This window comes from Nannocystis pusilla (assembly GCF_026626665.1).
Taxonomy (GTDB): Bacteria; Myxococcota_A; Polyangia; order Nannocystales; family Nannocystaceae; genus Nannocystis; species Nannocystis pusilla.
On record NZ_JAPNKE010000002.1, the window covers coordinates 1345876 to 1365392 of the forward strand.

At 73.7% G+C, this 19517-nt stretch carries 14 protein-coding genes and 1 pseudogene; 11 read left to right on the plus strand and 4 right to left on the minus strand.

The window, feature by feature from the left end; translation table 11 throughout:
• Positions 1 to 42 precede the first annotated feature (42 nt).
• Positions 43 to 1848, plus strand: a complete 1806-nt coding sequence (locus OV079_RS05980) for a serine/threonine-protein kinase (protein WP_267766751.1) — start codon at positions 43 to 45, stop codon at positions 1846 to 1848.
• Positions 1835 to 4318, plus strand: coding sequence for a hypothetical protein (locus OV079_RS05985; RefSeq protein WP_267766752.1), 2484 nt, complete (start codon positions 1835 to 1837; stop codon positions 4316 to 4318). The genes OV079_RS05980 and OV079_RS05985 overlap by 14 nt, the downstream gene beginning before the upstream one ends.
• 38 nt (positions 4319 to 4356) lie before the next feature.
• Here the strand turns inward: OV079_RS05985 and OV079_RS05990 are convergent, their stop codons facing one another.
• Complete coding sequence (locus OV079_RS05990; protein ID WP_267766753.1) at positions 4357 to 5469, minus strand: hypothetical protein; 1113 nt, start codon at positions 5467 to 5469, stop codon at positions 4357 to 4359.
• A gap of 448 nt (positions 5470 to 5917) precedes the next feature.
• On the opposite strand from OV079_RS05990, the gene OV079_RS05995 reads away from it, so the two are divergent.
• The 3 genes from OV079_RS05995 to OV079_RS06005 all read left to right on the plus strand — a co-directional run bounded on the left by OV079_RS05995 (position 5918) and on the right by OV079_RS06005 (position 9163).
• Complete coding sequence (locus tag OV079_RS05995; RefSeq protein ID WP_267766754.1) at positions 5918 to 7294, plus strand: FG-GAP repeat domain-containing protein; 1377 nt, start codon at positions 5918 to 5920, stop codon at positions 7292 to 7294.
• Positions 7291 to 8460, plus strand: a complete 1170-nt coding sequence (locus OV079_RS06000; RefSeq protein WP_267766756.1) for an FG-GAP repeat domain-containing protein — start codon at positions 7291 to 7293, stop codon at positions 8458 to 8460. Before OV079_RS05995 ends, OV079_RS06000 begins: the two co-directional genes overlap by 4 nt.
• Positions 8461 to 8665: 205 nt before the next feature.
• Positions 8666 to 9163, plus strand: a complete 498-nt coding sequence (locus tag OV079_RS06005; protein ID WP_267766758.1) for a hypothetical protein — start codon at positions 8666 to 8668, stop codon at positions 9161 to 9163.
• Positions 9164 to 9332: 169 nt separating this feature from the next.
• On the opposite strand, the gene OV079_RS06010 is transcribed toward OV079_RS06005, so the two are convergent.
• Entirely contained in the window at positions 9333 to 10235 is a 903-nt protein-coding gene (locus OV079_RS06010) for an ATP-grasp domain-containing protein (protein WP_267766760.1), read from the minus strand.
• A 127-nt stretch (positions 10236 to 10362) separates the two neighbouring features.
• Between OV079_RS06010 and OV079_RS06015 the strand changes: the two genes are divergently transcribed.
• The 6 genes and pseudogenes from OV079_RS06015 (at position 10363) to OV079_RS06040 (ending at position 18027) form a co-directional block, all read left to right on the plus strand.
• The gene (locus OV079_RS06015; protein ID WP_267766762.1) at positions 10363 to 12492 is read left to right on the plus strand and encodes a type VI secretion system Vgr family protein; all 2130 of its coding nucleotides are present in this window, start codon (positions 10363 to 10365) and stop codon (positions 12490 to 12492) included.
• 15 nt (positions 12493 to 12507) lie between these two features.
• A pseudogene (locus OV079_RS57335) lies at positions 12508 to 12777 on the plus strand (PAAR domain-containing protein); the annotation flags it as partial.
• Positions 12778 to 13130: 353 nt separating this feature from the next.
• Positions 13131 to 14534 carry a hypothetical protein gene (locus tag OV079_RS06025; RefSeq protein ID WP_267766764.1) on the plus strand — a complete coding sequence of 468 codons (1404 nt, stop codon included), beginning with the start codon at positions 13131 to 13133 and terminating at the stop codon, positions 14532 to 14534.
• Positions 14531 to 15415 carry an Imm72 family immunity protein gene (locus tag OV079_RS55610; protein ID WP_267766765.1) on the plus strand — a complete coding sequence of 295 codons (885 nt, stop codon included), beginning with the start codon at positions 14531 to 14533 and terminating at the stop codon, positions 15413 to 15415. Before OV079_RS06025 ends, OV079_RS55610 begins: the two co-directional genes overlap by 4 nt.
• On the plus strand, positions 15412 to 16311 hold the full coding sequence (locus OV079_RS06035) for a DUF4123 domain-containing protein (RefSeq protein ID WP_267766767.1): 900 nt from the start codon (positions 15412 to 15414) through the stop codon (positions 16309 to 16311). Before OV079_RS55610 ends, OV079_RS06035 begins: the two co-directional genes overlap by 4 nt.
• Before the next feature lie 735 nt (positions 16312 to 17046).
• Positions 17047 to 18027: a sensor histidine kinase gene (locus OV079_RS06040; protein WP_267766768.1), complete on the plus strand. Its 981-nt coding sequence runs from the start codon at positions 17047 to 17049 to the stop codon at positions 18025 to 18027.
• An 84-nt stretch (positions 18028 to 18111) separates the two neighbouring features.
• Here OV079_RS06040 and OV079_RS06045 read toward each other — a convergent pair whose 3' ends face one another.
• Complete coding sequence (locus OV079_RS06045; protein WP_267766769.1) at positions 18112 to 18849, minus strand: hypothetical protein; 738 nt, start codon at positions 18847 to 18849, stop codon at positions 18112 to 18114.
• Positions 18846 to 19490 carry a hypothetical protein gene (locus OV079_RS06050; RefSeq protein ID WP_267766770.1) on the minus strand — a complete coding sequence of 215 codons (645 nt, stop codon included), beginning with the start codon at positions 19488 to 19490 and terminating at the stop codon, positions 18846 to 18848. The genes OV079_RS06045 and OV079_RS06050 overlap by 4 nt, the downstream gene beginning before the upstream one ends.
• Between the last annotated feature and the right edge of the window lie 27 nt (positions 19491 to 19517).

Here is a 19517-nt window from a genome sequence, read left to right on the forward strand (position 1 = left end):
GGCGTTGTCGCCGGACGGCGTTGCCGGCACCATTGCTGGGGCGTGGAAGGACGCGAGACTCAGGCGAGCGCCCTCGAAGACACGGCGTCGCATCAGCGCACGTTGCCGCCGGGGGCCTCGCTCGCCAACGCCCCGACGCTGCTCGGCGACGCCACGCCGAAGCAGCCGACGGACGCGCCCGAGCTGCCGATCGGCGCCGAGGTCGGTCGCTACAAGATCACCGGCAGGATCGGCGCCGGCGGCATGGGCGTGGTCTACCGCGCCTACGACCCGCAGCTCGATCGGGAGATCGCCCTCAAGCTGCTGCTCGCGGGCGCCGAGGGCGGGACCGAGGGTCGCAACCGGATGCTGCGCGAGGCCCAGGCGGCGGCCAAGATCCGCCACCCCAACGTCGTCACGGTGTTCGACGCCGGCGAGGTCGCCGGGCGGGTGTTCATCGCCATGGAGCTGATCGCCGGCTCGACGCTCAAGGGCTGGCTGCGCCAGCAGCCGCGCACGTGGCGGGAGATCCTGTCGATCATGCTGATGGCCGGCGAGGGGCTGGTCGCCGCGCACGCGGCCGGCCTGGTCCACCGCGACTTCAAGCCCGACAACGTGCTGGTCGGCGTCGAGGGCCGCGCCCACGTGCTGGACTTCGGCCTGGCCCGCCCGGCCATCGACGCCGCCGCCCTGCCGACGGCGCCCGCGCCCTCGCTGACGCTGCGGCCCGGGCGCGAGGCGCTGCTGCAGTCGCTGACGCTGACCGGCATGACCGTCGGGACGCCGGCGTACATGGCCCCCGAGCAGCACCTGGCGCGCCCGAGCTCGGCCCGCTCGGACCAGTTCTCGTTCTGCGTCGCCACCTACGAGGCGCTGTACGGCCAGCGGCCGTTCAAGGGCGAGAGCTACAGCGAGCTGTCGATGGCGGTGATCGACGGCAAGGTGGTGTCGCCGTCGCGGCGCTCGCAGGTGCCGCCTGCGGTGTGGCACGTGCTGCGCCGCGGCCTGCAGCCCGACCCCGACGCGCGCTACCCGGCGCTGGCGCAGCTGCTCGCCGAGCTCGACGCGGCCATGCGCGCCGACGCGACCCGCCCGCGCTACGGCCTCTACGCCCTCGGCCTCGCGGCCCCGCTGGTGGCTGGCCTCGTGTACATGTCCGGAATGACAGCCGAGGAGCCGGACCCCGGCGACTCGCCGCGGCCGCCGCCCGCCAAGGCCGTCGTCGATCACCGCGACGCCGCGCCGGCGCCGACGCCGACGCTGCCCGGCCCGCCCGCGGTCGGCCAGGCCGGCGTCGCGCTGATGAAGACCCAGCACGTCGACCTGGCCGCGCTGTTCCAGCTGCTGGCGCCGGTGGTCCCGGCCGAGGCGGCCCAGCTCGAGCTCGGCTCGGAGGGCCTCGGCCTGGTCGGCCCGGCCGCGAACGCGTGGAAGGAGCCGCTCGACCAGCTGGCGCAGGCGATCGACTCGCAGCGGAGCAGCATCGGCGAGCTGGTCCGCGTCAGCGCGCCGAACGGGCTGTGGGCCGCGTACGAGGTCGGGCTCGAGGGCATCGACCGCAAGGCCACCGCGGTCGCGGCGCTCGACGACGTCGAGGCGGCCCTGTCGTCGCCGACGCTCGGGGTGCTGCTGGTGCGCGCGCCGTTCAAGGCCCAGGAGGGCGTGACCCGCTGGCTGCGCTCCGGCGGCGGCGAGGCGCAGCAGTTCAAGGAGTGGTGCTACAACAATCCGAGCCTCAAGAAGACCGAGTGCGCCAAGACCCTGCGCGACTGCGAGTACAACGCGATCTCGTGGGAAGAGGGCGCCGAGGCGGCGGAGGCGGCCAAGAAGGGCCGGGCCAAGCGGAAGTACTGCTATGGCAAGGCGTGAGCGCCGGACCGCGCGGGCGCTGCGGACCCTGCTGCCGGTCTTGCTGTCGGCTTCGGCCTGCGCCCCGCGCGGGCCGACGACCGCGGCGCCGGGTGCCCCGAAGGACATGTCCTCGGAGACATCCGGTGCGGCGGCGGTGGCGGCCTGCGACAAGCAGGCGAGCGCGGTCCAGGACGGGCTGGTGCGCCTGGCGGATCGCTACCTGTGGGAGGAGATCGAGCTGCTCGTCCAGGCTCACGCGGCGACCCGCGGCCGGCCCGACGCGGCTCGCTGCGCCGAGGCGACCCGCGCGGCGCTGACGACCGTGACGCTGCGCTGGGCCGAGCAGGGGGCCGAGTCGGGCGGGTCGCAGAGCCACGCGCTGGCCCGCCAGGCCTACGCGGCGCTGCGCCAGCACTTCCCCGCCGAGGCCGAGGCGCCGCTGCTGCACCACGCGATGGGCAAGCTCGAGTGGGCCCGCGCCGAGCGGCTGACGCTCGAGATCGGCGAGCGCACCCTGACCGACGAGGCGCTGCGCGAGGCCCACGCCCACCACCGCGCCGCCCTGGCCGGCGGGCTGCCGACCGAGCAGGCCGCCCGTTCGGCCCGCGCCCAGCTCGACGCGGTCCGCCGCGTGCGCGAGGGAGAGCCTGCTCGATGGGTCATGTCTGAACAGACATGTCTGCCGGATCCGCGGGGCCGCTGCATCGACCCGGTCCCGCGCGTCGCCCCCGGCGAGCTGACCGCCGGCGACCGCGAGTGGCTGGCCGCCTACGACGCCTTCCTCGCCGAGCCCGGGCTGCAGGGCACGCCCGAGGCCGGGCAGGTCGCGGTCGAGCGGGCCGAATTGCTGATGCGATACCGCCGCTGGGACGAGGCCGAGACGAGCCTGCGCGCCGTCACCGGGCCGGCGCGCGAGCAGGCGCGGGTGCTGCTGGTCGGCCTGCTGCTGGCGCGCTGGATGGAGGCCGCCAGCGCCGGCGATCGCTCGGCCGCCCGCGTCGCCCTGGTCACCGCGGCTGTCGAGGTCGAGGCCGCCGGCGGGCCGCAGGTGGCCCAGGTGGCGGCGCTGCGGCGCGCGGCGCTGTGGGCCCAGGCCGAGGAGTCGGAGGCGGTCGGCGACGACGCCCGCTGCGGCGCGGCCTTCGAGGGGCTCTACGCCGACCTCGGCGCCGACATCCACGCGGCGGCCGAGGCGGCCGACGGCGCCGGTCGCTGCTACGAGCGCGCCGGCCTGACGCAGAAGGCGATCGACTGGCTCGAGCGCATGGCCGACGTCCACCGCGAGGACCCGCGGGCCCCCGACGCGGTGCTGCGGCTGGCCCGCTTGCACGAGCGGATCTTGAACGACGAGCAGGCCCGCGACCGCTACCTCGATCTGGTGGCCCGCGCCCCGCGGCACCGCGCCGCCGCGACCGCCCGCCGCCGCTCGCTGATCTTGAGCCTGCGCGCCGGGACATTGCCCGAAGGACAGCTGGACGCGCTGATCCGCGGCCGCCCGGAGGAGCGCACGCTGGCGGCGGCGATCCAGTTCCGCGCGGTGTTCCGCCCCGGCGTCACGCCCGAGGCGGCCGAGAAGTACATCGAGCGGTTCGGCAAGGAGGGCGGGCCGCGGCGGCTGGCGATCGCCCACGCGCGCGCGGCCGAGGCGTGGCTGCGCGCGTCCTGCCCGGTCCCCGGGGCCGAGGGCCTGTGCGTCGAATTCGGCCGCGACCGCACGCCTGCGCGGGTGGTCGCGCGCCTGCCAGCCGCACGCCAAGGGCCGCGAGCACCTCGACCGCGCGCAGAAGTTGTTGCCCGAGGTCAGCGGCGGCGAGGTCGACAAGCTCGAGGCGCCGATCGCCGTCGACGCCGACGAGGCGCGCGTCGCCAGCCGCCAGGTCGCGCTGCTGCAGGGCGACCTCGACGCCGAGTCGGCGCTCACCAGCCAGCCGCCGAAGAGCCTCGACCCGGCCCGCTCGCGCGCGTGGCTCGAGGTCCGCAAGGCCGAGGTCGAGCGCATGAGCGCGGTCTACGAGACCGCCACCGCGGGCGGGACCGGCGGCCGCGATCAGTCGGCGGCGCTGGTCGAGACCCGCAAGGCGCAGGTGTACGAGTCCGACCTGGCGCTGCTCGACGAGGTGGGCGCCGCCGTCGAGGCCGCCGGCGACGCCGGCCTGGCCCAGCAGATGCGCGAGCTGGCGGCCCAGCGCCGCGAGGCGGTGTTCACCGCGTACGCCCGCTGCCTCGACCACGTGGCCGCGTGGGGCCACGACGCCGGGGGCCAGAGCGCGCTGTGCCGCGCCGGCCTCGGCCGCCTGGTCGGTCGCTACGAGGAGCCGCTGGAGTACGCGCCCGACCACGACGGGCGGGTGATCGTCGGCGCGGCGGCCCGAGCGTCGGGCCCTCCGCGGTGAGGCTGAGCCGCCGCGGGCGACGCGCTGAGGCGAGCATTTACGGACATGCTCGAACGATCATGTCTCCAAGAGCATGTCGGATAGAGACTGCCTGAAAGAGCATGTCCCGTGAGACATGCCCGAAGTGCCAGCCTCAGTCACCGAGCTCGCGCAGCAGGATCCGCGCGCGCAGGCGGCGGCGCTCGTCGGCGCCGAGGGCGTCGACGTAGGCCCGCAGGAGCGCGCGGGCCTCGGCGCGGGCGGCCGGGTCGGCGGCGTCGGCCAGCAGGATGCCGAGGTTGAAGGTCAGCTCCGGCGGCAGCTTGGCGGGCGTCGCGGTGTCGAGCCCGAGCTCGGCGAGCGCGCTGCGATAGGCGGCCTCGGCCGGCTCGCGCTCGCGGCGGCGGGCGTGGCTGACCCCGAGGCCGAGGAACGCGGCGTAGCGCAGGCGCGGCGAGGGGGCGGCGGAGGCCAGCCGGTACAGCCGCACCGCCTCGTCGAGGTTGCCCGCCGCGAGCTCGGCGGCGGCCCAGGCGAGCGCCGCGGCGTGGTCGTCGGGCGCCAGCTCGAGCGCGCGGGCGAAGCGACGCCGACCGTCGACCGGATCGGCCGAGCGGAAGGCGATCCGCCCGCACGCGGCCGCCAGCACCGCCGCGCCCTCGCGGTCGCGCAGGCGGGCGAGCAGCGGGTCGGCGCGGTCGCGGCAGATCGGCGCGGCCCGCTCGCGCGGATCGGCGTCGTGCAGCGCGGTGAAGCGCAGCGCCAGGCTCAGCGCGTAGGGGTCGTCGGCGGTGACCGCCAGCGCGGCCGCGACGTCGCGCGCCAGCGCGGCCGCGTCGATCGGCCCGTCGCGCTTGCCCGGGTCCTCGGGCCGCCGCGCCCTGGCGTCGAGGTACGCCGAGACGTCGCGGGTGAGGCGGTAGACGGCGCGCGCCCCGGCCGTCAGCGGCAGCTCGCCCACCGCCGCGTCGATGTCGCCGACCCGCCCCGACTCGTGGGCCAGCACCGCCAGCGCGTAGGCCCGCGCGGTCGAGCCCGGATCGCGGCGCAGCAGGGCGAAGCGGATCGCCAGCGCGCCCGCGTCGTCGCCGCAGCGGAGCAGGACGTCGGCCCGGGCGAGCGCGCGGGAGCTGTCCCCGGGGACAGGCGCCGGGGCGCACGGATCGACCGCGGCCGGGGCCGGCGGCGGGGCCGGCGGCGCCTTGTCCGGCGCCGTCTGACGCGCGCAGGCGAGCAGGAGCGCGCAGAGGAGCAGGGCGCGGGGCACGGGGCGGCGAGGATATCAGCGCGGGGCGAACTTCTCCACGAAGCGACAGGCGCCGGGCCGTCGCGGACAGGGGCCGCCGCGACAGCGACGTCGCGGCGACGTCCGCGGGCGGCTCACCCCGGTCGCTCGCGGTCCGGGCGGTCCGGTCCATGGCCGAGCGCGACGATCGGCGCCTCCGCGAAGATGTGCTGGACGGCGCAAAGCCGGGATCGACCTCGTTCGGGTGGGCGAGGACCGTCGGCGGGAACGCTTGGCCATGGAGGCTGCGTCATCCTGCGGAACGGCGGGAACGCCAGTCCGACAGCAGGGCGCTCGGCAGCCCGATCGCTCGCGTCGCGCCCGCTTGCGCTGGCGTCTCGATCTCGGACCCTTCGATGATGCTGCAGATCCGCTGGGAGCGGTCGAGCTGCGGCCGTCGTGGCTTGTTCGACTGATGTACCGTATGGACATGCAGCACGCGCACGCGGTCTTGGTCCTCGCGCTCGCGCTCACTGCCGCGTGCCTCTCCAGCTACTATCAGCCGCCTGCCGAGGGCGCGACGGCCGACGAGGGGCTCACGACGACGAGCACGAGCAGCACGAGCACCGGCAGCCCCGAGGTTGCGACGGGACCGAAGTTCGACATTCCGTACCCCGATCTCCCCGATCCCGCGTGCGAGCAGCAGCCGCTCGCCGCCGATTGCGAGCCCTCGTGCGTCTCCGGCTGGACCGCCGCCGCCGAGGTGTGCGACGTCGAACCGTTCACCGCGCCGGCGCCGTTCTACCCGCTGCTGGTCGATTGCTCGTGCAGTGACAGCGTCGACGTCGTCCTCGTCGACCTGGATCACGACGGCTTCGACGACATCGTCAGCGCCTGCTCCTACGAGTCGCGCGCAGTGGTCCACTACGGCGGCAGCCAGCGGCCGCTGGCGTGCCCTGTCGAGCACGCCGTCCTCTCGTCCCCCTCGTCGGTCGCCGTCGCCGACTTCGACATGGACGGGCATCTCGACATCCTCGCGGGGGGCGACGACTTCGGCGGGGGAGGGGCGCTCTTCAGTCTGCTTCGCGGCCGCGGCGGACGCAGCTTCGGTCCGCAAGAGCTCGTACTCGCTCCGGAGCTTCCCTCGACCTCTCGTCTCACGGCCGCCGACCTCGACGCCGACGGCGACCCCGACCTGATCGCGCACGACTCTGGTATCGCGCAGGTGCTCCTGGGAGACGGGCTCGGCGGCTTCGTGCCGGGCCAGACGATCACCTTGCCCCCGACTTGCCGCATCGACTCGTCGGACGACCTCGACGGTGACGCCCTCGTCGACCTGGTCCGGGCGTGTTCCGAGGACGGCGGCGTCCAGTTTCATCGCGGCGACGGCCACGGCGGTTTCGCCGATCCGGCGCCGCTCGTCGCCAGCGACCAGTGGATCGAGGCGCTGACCATCGCCGACCTCGACGGCGACCTGAGACGCGACCTCGTCCTGCTCCGCGAGACCGACATCGCTATCGCCATCGCCGTCGCCCCCGGCGAATACGGCCCGCTCGAGCCGATCGGCCCGGCGTTCGTCGGTCAAGCGATCGCCGCCGTCGACCTCGACGGCGAGGACGGCCTGCTCGAGATCCTGGTCCACGGCACCGACTACAACAACCCCGAGCATCAGACCGCCCGTACGCGCCTGCTCACCGGCGACCCCCAGCAGGGCTTCACTCTGACCGCCACGCTCGTCCACGCCCAGCAAGTGCTGTCGCCGCACTTCGGCGACTTCAACGGCGACGGCCGCCTCGACCTCGTGTTCGGCCACTATCTCTCGGCGTACAACGACGGCGGCATCTACTACCTGGAGAGCGCGCCATGAAGCGCCGCGGCGTCCTCGCCCTCGCGCTCGTCGCCTGCACACCCGCGCCGCTCGCGGGCGACTCCGACGGCTCCACGTCGACCGCCTTCGGGCCGGTCGAGCCGGGCACGAGCAGCGCCGCCAGCACGACGACCGACCCTCTCGACGACGCACCCGCCGAGATCGACCTCGGCGTCGTCGCCGACGGCTTCGCGTTGCTCGACCTCGACGAGGACGGGCACATCGACCTCGTCACCAGCGCTTACACCACCGCGGTCCAGCTGCTTCGCGGTCGTGGCGACGGCAGCTTCGACGCGCCGATCGGCCTCGGTGACGGCTTCGACTCGTATGCGAGCGCGGTCGTCGGCGGGGACTTCGACGGCGACGGCGCCCGCGACCTCGCGGTCCTTTGGAGCGCACACCTCGTCCTGCTCCGCGATCCGCTGCACGGGCCGCACGAGGCGCTCCACGCCCCCTCCGCCGGTGTCGCCGCCGCGCGCGGCGACGCCGACGCCGACGGCCTCGACGACCTGTTCTTGGCCGGCGGGAACGTACTTGACCGCCTCCATGGAGATGCCAGCGGGGTCTTCGATCTGCGGCCGCCGCTGGGTCTGGGGGGCGAGCCGGTCGACATCGTCGCCGCCGACCTCGACGCTGACGGCGCCGTTGACATCGTCACCGCCAACGTCGGCACCGACGACCTCAGCCTGCTCCGCGGCGACGGTCTCGGCGGCTTTCTCCCGCAGACGCTGCTGCCCGTCGGCGACCAGCCGTTCGCCGTCGCCGTCGCCGACCTCGACGTCGATGGCACCCTCGACCTCGTGGTCTTGCACGTCGGCGGGCTCGTCACGCTGCGCGGCCTCGGCGGCAGCGCCTTCGCTGCGCCTCACGGCATCGCGCTTCCCGAGCACTACAGCCGGCACGAAGCGAGCTTTGCCGTGTGCGAGCTCGACGGCGACGAGCGCCCCGAGATCGTCGTGACGCGCGACTTCAACGGGTACGGCTGGCTCACCCGGTTCGAGGTCGCCGAAGACACCCGGGTCATCGAGCCGAAGGTCCTCCGGAGCGGCCGAGGGGTGGGGCGGATCGTCTGCGCCGACCTCGACGGCGACGATCGCGACGACCTCGTCTTCGACGCCTTCCGCCCCGGCGGCTCCACGCTTCACCTCCTGAGGTCGTCGCCATGAACGAACGCGCCAGCGCCGAGTCGTCGCGGAGGCCCGTACGGATATGACAATGAACTTTGGGACATGTACCGTCATTCTTGGCGATTCGCCGCTCCCCGCGCCGGCGGCGGTCCCGCCGTGAGCAGAGGCCGATCTACGGCGAATGTCGACACCCTGAATAGGCGGATCCGACGCGCGTCCGTGCGCACCGAGGTTTTTAAAAGAAATGCCCAAGCTCATCCTGACCCTGTTGGCGCTCCTCTTCAGCGTGACCGGTTGCAGCTTCACGCTCTCGTCGCACGGCGGTTGGGGGTCGGAGGGGCCCGCGCCGCGGATGGCCGGCCGCGGCTACGGCTGGGCCTCCGCGGGCGACCCGGGCCTGCACGGCCGCGGCAAGCCGGCCCGCCGCGTCGACGCCAGCGAGCGCCCCGCGACGAAGCCGGCCGGTGCGGCGCCGCAGAAGGCGAAGCAGCCGGCGATCGCCTGGGCGGGCGAGGTGCCGAAGAAAGCAAAGAAGCCGGCGATCACGTGGGCGGGCGAGGTGCCGAAGAAAGCGAAGAAGCCGGCGATCACGTGGGCGGGCGAGGCGCCGAAGAAGGCGAAGCAGCCGGCGATCACGTGGGCCGGGAAGGTGCCGCCGAAGCGGACGAAGCAGCCGAGAAAGCCCGCCGACGAGCGGCCGGCGATCACGTGGGCCGGCACGGTCCCGCCGCGCCCGCAATGAGGTCGAGCAGGCGCGGCGCCCGAGACGCACGCCGAACCTGCTCACACGGCCATGTCCATGAGGACATGGCCGTTTTTTCGTGCGCCAGCGAAGGCGCCTCGCGCTCGCCGCCTGGCCGAACGGACATGTCCTCGCGGACCGCCGCGGCGCGGCGCTCGCCGGCTCCGCGTCACGGCCTGGTCGGCTGCGGATCCCAGGCCGTGAGGGCCCGGTAGAAGACCTCCGGATCCAGTAGCGGCGGCAGGCCGGCGACCTGGCCGTCGCCGAGCTCGATCGCGGTCCAACCTCCGGCCGCTCGCTCGGCGAGGTCGAGGCTGAAGAAGCGGCTCGGCACGCGGCGGGCGAGGTCGGCGAACTCGGGCGGCGCGACCTCGTCGGCGATCTCCCACGCCGGCGCCTCGACGAGCGGGCGTCCGTCGGCGATGAACCGCCGCCATTCGCGGGGCAGGGGCATCCCGCTCCTCGGGTGGTTCCCGAGCGGCACCAGCGGCTCGTAGGCCCGGAAGACCAGGCCGCCGACGAGGTCGTCGCCCTGTCGATCGAGGAAGTTGCCGACCACGCGACGGACCTCGGCGACGTCGTCGGCCGCGCGGATGAAGCACGCGTCGTTCCACTCGTGCTTGCGCGACTTGACGTAGTCCTTGACGACGAGCGCGCGCCCGCCGAAGCGCGCCAGTGCGGCCTCGATCCGTGACCCGTGCAGGCCGTCCTCGCGCGGCAGCACCACGGTCTCCGGCGTGTCGTCCGCGAGGTGCGGCAGCGCGGCGGGCAGCAGGTGCGCGCTGCGATAGGCCGCGGGGTCGTTGACGAGCTGCAGGCCGCGCGCGCCGAGGCCGGCGTGCAGCGCGTCGTAGGCCGCCAGCGGCAACATCCAGCCGCGGTAGACCGCGACCTCGACGGCCTCGCTCGCCCGGACCCGACGCAGCGCAGCGCCGACGTCTCCTGCGACCAGGGCCTCGAAGTCGACGCACGACCACGCGACGCCGACCGCGTCGGCGGCCGCGACCTCGGGCGCGAACGCGCGATCGGGATGGCGCTCGAGCAGCGGGTCGGTGCAGAACAGTACGCGCATGCGGGCATCCTAGCGGGCGTCGGCGCGCGCGGCAGGACCTTCCGCTGCAGGCCCCGTGCGCGACATCGGCCGGCAACAGCCAGTACACCGCTCTGTTACGATGGCGCGTCCGGGGGGTGGAAGGGGTTTGATCGCCAACTTGGTCTCGGCGCTGACGGGTAACGCGGCGCTGTTCACGTTCACCGCCTCCGCGGGCGATCTCGAAGTCATCCGCTTCGCCGGCTTCGAGGCGGTCTCGTCGCTGTTCGAGCTGCGCATCGAGCTCGCGGGCCCCGAGATCGACCTCGCGGCATTGGTCGACAAACCGGCCCTGCTGACGATCGGCGGCGTCGAGTCGCCGCGCCAGATCCACGGCCTCGTGTGCGGCGCCGAGTACAGCGGCGAGCTGCGCCAGCACCACGTCTACGAGGTGACCTTCGTGCCGCGGGTGTGGCGGCTGACGCGGCGCCAGGACAGCCGGATCTTCCAGCGCAAGACGACGCAGAAGATCGTCGGCGAGGTGCTCGAGAAGGCCGGGATCCCGCGCGACTGGTTCCGCTTCGACCTGTTCGCCTCGTACAACCCGCGCGACTACTGCGTGCAGTACCGCGAGTCGGACTGGGACTTCGTCAGCCGGCTGCTCGAGGAGGACGGCATCTACTATTACTTCGAGCACAGCGCCGAGAAGCACGTGCTCGTGATGAGCGACAAGCCCGGCGCGCCGGCGATCGCGGGCCCGCAGGAGGTGTGGTGGGCCCCGCCGCACGGGTTCGTGCGCGGGCAGGAGCACATCACCCGCTTCCGCCTGCTCGAGGGCGTGCGCACCGGCAAGTCATCCCTGCGCGACCACAACCTCCACAAGCCCGACCAGCAGATGGACGCCAGCGAGTCGGCGCAGCTGGCCACCGACCTCGAGGTCTACGACTTCCCCGGCGAGTACCAGGAGAGCGGCGGGCGCACCTCGGATCAGGGCGCCGGCCTGGCGAAGATCCGGCTCGAGGCGATGCAGCACGACCGCCGCCGCGGCCTCGGCGAGAGCGACTGCCCGCGGCTCGTGCCCGGCTACTCGTTCACGCAGGCCGGCCACCAGCGCGGCGACCTCGACGGCGACTACAAGCTGCTGCGCGTCGAGCACAAGGGCGAGCAGTCGCAGGTGCTCGAGCAGGACGCCGGCACCGAGTTCTCCTACAACAACAGCTTCGTGTGCATCGAGGCCAGGACGCCGTACCGGCCGCCGCGGATGACCCCGCGGCCGACGGTGCGGGGCGTGCAGACGGCCACCGTGGTCGGCCCGCCCAACGAGGAGATCTACGTCGACGAGCACGCGCGGGTGAAGGTGCAGTTCCACTGGGACCGCAGCGACAAGTTCAGCGAGGACTCGTCGTGCTGGGTCCGCGTCAGTCAGCTGTGGGCCGGCAACTCGTGGGGCGCGATGTTCATCCCGCGGATCGGCCACGAGGTGCTGGTCGACTTCATCGAGGGCGACCCGGATCGCCCGGTGATCGTCGGCCGGATCTACCACGGCCTCAACCTGCCGCCGTACCCGCTGCCGGAGCAGAAGACGAAGAGCACCATCAAGTCGGACACCTACCAGGGGGCCGGCTACAACGAGCTGCGCTTCGAGGACCAGAAGGGGATCGAGCAGATCTTCATGCACGCGCAGCGCAACATGGACATCCGCGTCCTGCACGACCGGATGGAGAGCGTGCTGCACAACCGCCACCTGACCGTCGGCAGCAACGACGGCGGGGCCAAGATCGGCGACTACTACGAGAACATCTGGCGCGACCACCACTGGCGCATCGATCGCAACCGCAACGAGCACGTCGGCGGCGACCTGCGGATCCGCGTCGGCGGCATCGACGGCGTCGGTCACGTCGACACCGTCATCGAGGGCAACCGCCGCGAGCTGGTGATGCAGAGCCAGAGCCTCGAGGTCAAGGCCGACCTCAAGATCAAGATCGGCGGCGGTCACCACGAGCAGGTCCTGGGCGACGTCCACCGCAAGGTCACGGGCCTGTTGTCGGTGGAGGCGCTCAAGGAGGTCCACTACAAGTCGTCCAAGGTCGTGATCGAGGCCTCGCAGGGGCTGACCATCCGCGGCCCCGGCGGCTTCATCACCATTCATTCAGGCGGCATCGACATCGTCGGCACGCTGGTGAAGATCAACAGCGGCGGCTCGGCGCTCACCGGCACGGCCGCCGGCCCGCTGAACCCCGACGAGGCCAAGCCGGTCGAGCCCACCAAGCCCGACCCGGCCGACAGCGGCGGCATCTGACCCGAGGGACACGTCATGCCGCCCGCAGCCCGCATCACTGACATGCACGTGTGCCCGGTGCCGACCCACGTCGGCGGCCCGGTGGTCGTCGGCGAGACCTCGGTGCTCATCGGCATGATGCCGGCCGCGCGCGAGGGCGACAAGCTGGTGTGCGCGACCGGCCCCGACAGCGTCGCTCGCGGCGAGCCGTCGGTGATCATCGGCAACAAGCCGGCCGCGCGCCTCGGCGACCCGACCACCCACGGCGGCACGATCGTCGTCGGCTGTCCGACGGTGATCATCGGCTCGTCGGCTCAGGTCGAGGCGCTGCGCACCGACAAGCCCTTCTGCGAGGAGTGCGAGAAGAAGCGCAACACCACGCTGATCCTCGACCACCGCTACCACGACGACGATCCGGTGCAGGAGGCCGAGTACGAGGTCGAGCTGCGCGACGGCACGATCCTCAAGGGCAAGCTCGACGCCAACGGCCAGGCCCGCATCGAGGGCGTGCCGCCCGAGCGGGCCCGCGTCCGCTACGGCCCCGACGTGCGCACGTGGGAGCGCAAGGACCAGACGCCGAACCCGACCTTCAAGGAAGACTTCTCCGACAGCGACGCCGACGCGCTCGTCGACGCCGTCACCGGCCAGGGACAGCAGCGATGAGCGGCGGCGAGTACATGCGCGCCATCACCGACGTCGGTGAGTGGATCTGGGGCCTCGTCCGCGGCGGGTTCAACGAGCAGCAGTCGATCAGCCAGATCATCGTCGACGCCATCATCGGCATGATCCCCGTGGTCGGCGACGTCACCGCGGTGCGCGACCTCCTGGCGGTGGTCATCCGCCTCGCCGACCACCCCGAGCGGCGCCAGGAGACCATGCAGTGGGTCGAGCTGGCGATCTGCCTGTTCGCGCTGATCCCGGTGGCGGGCGGCGCGATCAAGGGGGTCGGCCGGCTGCTCGCGCGGGTCGGTCGCAACGCCGCCGACGCGGCGCCGGTGCTGCGCGAGGCGATCGAGCTGCTCAACCGGCTCGGCAACGGCAACGCGGTCCGCTTCATCCGCGAGCTCGACCTGTCGCGCTACACCGCCGAGCTGCAGCGCCACTTCCGTCAGCTGGTCGGGCGCGTGACCACCACGGTCGACGCGATCCTGCGCCGCGGCCGGTGGGTGCTGCCGGACAGCATGACGGAGCGCCTGCGTCAGCTGCGAGCGGCGATGCAGGAGCTGCTGGCGCTCGGCGATCGCATGATCCCGCAGGCGGTGCGCGACCTGAATCAGTGGCTGCACACGGTCCAGCGCCACATCTACGCCGGGTCGTACCACGAGATCCCGTCGAGCCTGCGCGCCGAGACGCGGGAGCTCGAGCGCGGCCTCCTGCGCGAGCGCCGGCTGCCGCGGCCCGACGAGCTGCCGTTCCCGCCGTCGACGATCGCCAACTACCGCCACCGCGTCCCGTGGCCCGACCTGCGCCAGGGCGGCTTCCACAACCCGTCGCACAACCCGTACCGCAACATCCGCACCTTCAGCGGAAACCTGCAGGCGGTCGCGCTGCGGCACCCGCGGAAGATCTACCGCGTGATCGAGAACGCCGACGGCCGCGCGGGCGCCTTCTGGTCGCTCGAGAAGCCGGCGAGCGGCCGCGCGTGGCGCGAGGACTACGCGGTGCTCGAGTCGTGGAACAGCGACGGCCACTACATCGAGTTCGAGATCCCGCCGAACATGACGCTCTACGTGTGGCAGGGCAAGGTGGCGAGCCAGGTCGAGACCGACGCGGCGAAGGCGACCTACGGGCAGGTGCTGAACGGCGGCGCGCAGCAGCTGCTGATCGACCTGCGCCACCCGAGCAACGCGTGGGCGATGAGCCACGTCGAGGCGCTGCCGCTGCACCCGACCGGCTGGCGCGATCACAGGGGCGTGAACGTGCCGAACGAGCAGACCCGTGCCATCCTGCTCGGGCACGCCGAGCGCGCCGAGCGGGTCGGCGAATTCACGGCGGTCACGCGCGTCACGGGCGCGGCGGTCCGCGGCTCGCAGGCCGAGGAGAGGCGGCAGAGGCAGCAGTGACGGAGCTCCAGACCATCGTCCGGCCGTTCTCGCCGGCCGAGCTCGCTATCGACGCCACCACCCTCGCGCAGGTGTTCTATCGCCTGCGCCGATACTCGTCGCTGACCTACGTCAAGCGCTGCACCGAGCTCGTGCAGAAGTTCAGCGCCGGCTTCGACGCGTGGGCCCGCAAGTCGGGGCCCGATCACACCCAGTTCGCCCGCAAGGCGCTGCAGACGGTGTATCCGCCGCTGGCGGCGCTCGAGCAGGTGCCGGGCCTTCTGCTCGGCAACCAGAAGACGCGGGCCTACGACGCGCTGATCCAGGCCGGCTTCCTCGCCGAGCTGCTCGGCCACGGCTTCGACGGCGGCATGCGCTGGGAGAAGTTCGGCTACAACTACGGCGAGCGGCCGAGCGTCGGCCTGTTCGCGTGGGCCGAGAAGGCGGTGGTGATGGCGGCGCAGATGCAGCGCACCGCCGAGGCCAAGTGGTCGCACACGCTCATGGCCCTGCAGCGCCCGGCGCCGCCGCACGCCCACCTCCAGCCGATGCCGCCGGCCGACGGCGTCGTCGTCGACCCGGACGAGGTCGTGCCGGTGACCGGGGTGTGGGTGCCGCTCGACGTGCCGAACGGCTGCCCGAACTACCTGGTCGAGGGCGTGCCGGCGCCGAAGCTGACGGTCGAGACCCAGCGCGTCGACTCCGAGGGCTACCCCGGCGACCCCGAGAACCCGCCGATCGCCGCGCGCACCGACTACGTGTACGGCGAGGTGCCGACCCGCTGGCAGCTGGCGTGGGACGACATCCGCTACCGCGCCGGCGTCGAGATCGACGAGCCCGAGTTCCTCGACGAGGAGACCGAACTCCCGGCCTGGCCGCCGGCCCATCCGCCTTCGCCATGAGCGCGAGCCCTGCCAAGAGCCCTCCGTACGCCGGACCGCCCAACCTCGAGGGACCCGCGCCGCGACTGGTCGTCGAGGTGCTGTGGGGGCCCGAGCAGGGCAAGAAGGCGGTGATCGCCGCGGGCGGGGCGGTCACGGTCGGGCGCGACGCGGCGGCCGGCCTGTGCCTGGCCCACGACGAGGCGCTGGCGCCGATCCACCTGCAGATCGAGTGGGACGGGCGGGTCGCCGCGGTGCAGGCGCTGGTGAACGAACGGACATGTCTCGACGGACAGCCGATGCGCGAGGGCAGGAGCGGCCACGGCGGCTGGGTGCGCGCCGGCGCGTCCGACCTGGCGCTGGCGATCGAGCGCCACACGCGGCCCGATCCGCCGCCGACGCCGGCGAGGGTGGCCGCGGCCGCGCCGGCGATCGCGGCCCTGCGGGCGCTGCCCGGCCGGCTGTTCGCGGTCGCCGACGCGTCGCGCGACGAGCGGGTGCGCGTGCTCCTGCGCGAGTCGCCGGCCCGCTACCGCTCGCTGTTCGACGGCTGGCAGGGCGACGCGATCGCCGAGTCTGCGCCGTACCTGGTCGAGCTCGGGCCGCCGCACCCGGAGCTGCTCGAAGATCTGGTGGTCGAGGGCTGGCACACCGACGACGCCCGACGCGACGGCGACGGCGGCTGGGCGATCTTCCTGTCGGTGCCCGACGGCCGCGAGCTCGAGGCGGTGCGCCGCCACCTGCGCAAGTTCCTCATGGTCGAGCTCGATCGCGAGAAGGTCTACTTCCGCTTCTACGACCCGCGGGTGCTGCGGGCGTTCGTGCCGACCTGCACCGCCGCCGAGCGGCGCGAGCTCCTCGGCGACATGGGGTGGCACATCACCTGTCCCGAAGGACTGCTGAGCTTCCGCGCCTGAGCGGCCCGCGCGAGGCAGTCCTGCGAAGCTGCTGAGCTTCCGCGCCCGGGCGGCGCGCTCGGCAGTCCCGAAGCGCTGCCGAGCTCCCGCGGCCGAGCGGCGCGCGCGAGGTCTCGGTCCACGCGCGGCGGAGGACGACCGCATCCGCCGGGTCGGGCCCCCGTTCGTGGCCTGCGAGGGCCGGCCCGCGGGCGCCGGACTCGACCGGTCGCGGCGCAACTTCACGCCGCGGGGCTTCCGACTCGCGGGTCCGCCGTCCGACTGCGTGCGAGCGTGACCCGCCGCGCACCTGCCGGAGTGACGCGGCCGGGCCCCGGCGGCCCCGTTTGCGCCGGGCCGAGCCACCCGGCCGGAGGCCCCGGGCTGCGCTCGCGCGACCCGGCGCTACGCTTGCCGCTGCGTGCCCGACCCGCGGCCGACAGCCGAGCGCGTGTTCTCCTGCCCGCCGGAGCCCCCCTTCGCGGGCCGGCCGCGGCCCCGCGGCGCTCGCACCGACGTGGCGCTCGGGACAGGTCGAGGGGCGAGGCGGGCCGGCGGAGCGCAGGCCGGGGCGGGCGACGCGGACCTGCGCGAAGGGACAGGTCGACGAGACCGGCGCGACCGCGACAGGAGCGATCTGTCCAGAGAGACATCTGTTCGCCGGCCGGTCCGCGGGCCCACGCCCGACGCGGCGAGCGACATGACCGATCGGACAGGCCTTCATCCGACCGCGGTCGCGCGCGAGGAGGCCGGGCCATGAAGCTGCGGACGCGGGTGGCGGCGGCGCTGTTCGTGGTCGCGGCGCCGGTCCTGATAGGGGTGAGCGCGCTGCCGGAGCCGCTGCTCGGACGCACCGGCGCGCTGGCGCTCGGCTTCGGCCTCGGGATCTCGGCGGCGCTCGCGGTCGCCTGGCCGCTGCTCGGACGGATCCGCCAGCTCGCCGCGGCCGCCCGCGACGCCGCCGAGAGCGGCCATCGCCGCGAGATCGAGGTCGGCGGCGACGACGAGGTGGCCGAGCTGGCCCACAGCTTCAACGCGGCCGGCCGGGCCGTGCGCGACCACCTGGCCCGCGGCGAGCGGCGCAACGCGGCCCTGCGCGACGTCGTCGTCGACGCCACCCACGACGTCATGCTGCCGCTGACGGCCCTGCACGGCCACCTCGGCGACCTCGGCCCGGGCGCGGCGATCGCCGAGGTCCACCACATCGCCGGGCTGCTGCGCAACCTCGCGGCCGCGGCCGCGCTGGCGACCGAGGTCGCGCCGGCGCGGGCGGCGATCGACCTCAACGCGGTCCTGCTGCGCGTGGTGGTCCGCGCGACCGCGCCGGCGCGCAAGGCGGGGGTCGAGCTGGTGTCGGCGGTGCCCGAGGCGACGGTGTGGATCGACGGCGACGCCTTGCTCGTCGAGCAGGCGATCGTCAACGTGATCGACAACGCGGTCGCCTACAACTACCGCGGCGGCCACGTGGCCGCGGTGCTGGTCCGCCGCGGCCACGACGGCTTCGCCCTGCGCGTCGAGGACGACGGCCCGGGGGTGAGGCCCGACGAGCTGCCGCGCCTGACCGAACGCTACTTCCGCGGCGCCCACGGCCAGCAGGTCCGACCCGGCGGGCGCGGGCTCGGCCTCCACGTCGTCGCCCGCGTGGCCGAGGCCCACGGCTTCTCGCTCGAGCTGGCCCGCGGCCCCTACGGCGGGCTGTGCGTCGAGCTGCGCGGCCGCCGGCGCGCGACCCGGTGAGCGGAAGGACATGTCCGCGGCGGCATGTTCGGAAGGTCATGTCCGCAGGTGCATGTCCGGAAAGACATGCTCCTGCGGACAGCCTCAGCGGTTGTCGAGCGCGACCCGGCGGAAGGACCCGCACCCGCCGGCCGACGGGGCGCCCGGCGTGGCGAAGCACGGGATGCCCGGGTCCGGCCCGTCGACGACGACGTTGCAGCGCCAGCTCCAGCCGTCGCCGACGGCGACGTCGTCGGGGACGGTCGAGACGAGCCGGAACGTCGCGCGCTGGGCCGGCGGCAAGCTCGTGACCTCGCGCGCGTCGCGGTCCTCTGCGTCGAGGATGACGTTGCCGCCCGCGGGCGCGAAGCCGACGAGGCCGACGTCGTGGAGCGCCAGCGGCACCTCGCAGCCGTTGTGCAGCTCCACGACGGCCCGCGGCGGGGCGCCGCGGATCGCCCGCAGCTCGACGCCGAGGCAGTTCACGACCCGGCGCCGCTCCTCCTCCGCGAACTGGCGCTCGACCTCGGCCCGCCGCGCCTCGGCGGCGCGATCGTCGAGCACGACCGCGACGATGTAGCCGCCCGCCAGCAGCACGTGCATGACGACGGGCCCCCAGGTGCGCCGGCCGACCCACAGCATGAGGAAGGTCGTCAACAGCGCGTAGGCGACGAGGATCTCGAGCGTGAAGACGGCGGCGAGGCCGAGGAGAACGGACTCACCGCGCGGCAGGCCGAGCAGGACCTCGCCGAACACGTAGAGGTAGAGGACGACCAGCGCCACGAGGGCCAGGCCGTGGAGCTGCCAGGCGCGACGCGTGTCGCGGCGGTCGGGCGCCGTCACTGCTGCGGCGGGGCGGCCGCCAGCGCGTTGCGGAACTCGGGGGTCTGGGCCAGCTTGACCGAGCCGTCGAGGGTGGCGTCGCCGAAGGCCTGCAGGAAGTTGCTCTCCTCCTGGCTGCGGCCCCAGCGGCTGCTCTTGCCGGCGATCGGGCCCTGCCACAGCGTCGTGCTGTTGCGGTCGATGAGCCAGCCCTGGGCCATCAGCGCGGCCTGGTAGGTGTTGCCCTCGACGATCCAGAACTGGTCGAGCTGCAGCTGCAGGGTGTGCGTCGCGGCCTGCGGATCGGCGGTGACCGGGAAGCCGAGCGCGGCGAGCTCCTTGGCGAACACGTTGCGGACGTACTCGGTCGGGACCTGGCCGCCGGCGGCGTTGTAGACCGGCAGGTCGGGGTTGGCGTCCTCGCTGACCCCGAGCAGGTGCGGATCGGTCACCTGCCGCTTGTCGACGATCTGGGCGATGAAGATGAGGGTGCCCGGGGGGACCGCCGCGAGGCCCGCGACCTTCGACGGATCGGCCTTCTCGCTCGGCGAATAGACCAGCGGGAAGGAGATGATGTCGGGCGACGAGGCGCAGGCGCCTGCGGTCAGCGCGGCGGAGAGGAGGCCGCAGGCGAGGAGCGAGGAGCGAGCGCGGTGCTGCATGGCGGGGTCACAGTAGCACCCCGCGCC

Coding starts and splice junctions, on each gene's coding strand:
- OV079_RS06040 (WP_267766768.1), top strand. CDS start 17,047: ATGAAGCTGCGGACGCGGGTGGCGGCGGCGCTGTTCGTGGTCGCGGCG.
- OV079_RS06050 (WP_267766770.1), bottom strand. CDS start 19,490: ATGCAGCACCGCGCTCGCTCCTCGCTCCTCGCCTGCGGCCTCCTCTCC.
- OV079_RS06000 (WP_267766756.1), top strand. CDS start 7,291: ATGAAGCGCCGCGGCGTCCTCGCCCTCGCGCTCGTCGCCTGCACACCC.
- OV079_RS06025 (WP_267766764.1), top strand. CDS start 13,131: ATGAGCGGCGGCGAGTACATGCGCGCCATCACCGACGTCGGTGAGTGG.
- OV079_RS05995 (WP_267766754.1), top strand. CDS start 5,918: ATGCAGCACGCGCACGCGGTCTTGGTCCTCGCGCTCGCGCTCACTGCC.
- OV079_RS06035 (WP_267766767.1), top strand. CDS start 15,412: ATGAGCGCGAGCCCTGCCAAGAGCCCTCCGTACGCCGGACCGCCCAAC.
- OV079_RS06010 (WP_267766760.1), bottom strand. CDS start 10,235: ATGCGCGTACTGTTCTGCACCGACCCGCTGCTCGAGCGCCATCCCGAT.
- OV079_RS06005 (WP_267766758.1), top strand. CDS start 8,666: ATGCCCAAGCTCATCCTGACCCTGTTGGCGCTCCTCTTCAGCGTGACC.
- OV079_RS05985 (WP_267766752.1), top strand. CDS start 1,835: ATGGCAAGGCGTGAGCGCCGGACCGCGCGGGCGCTGCGGACCCTGCTG.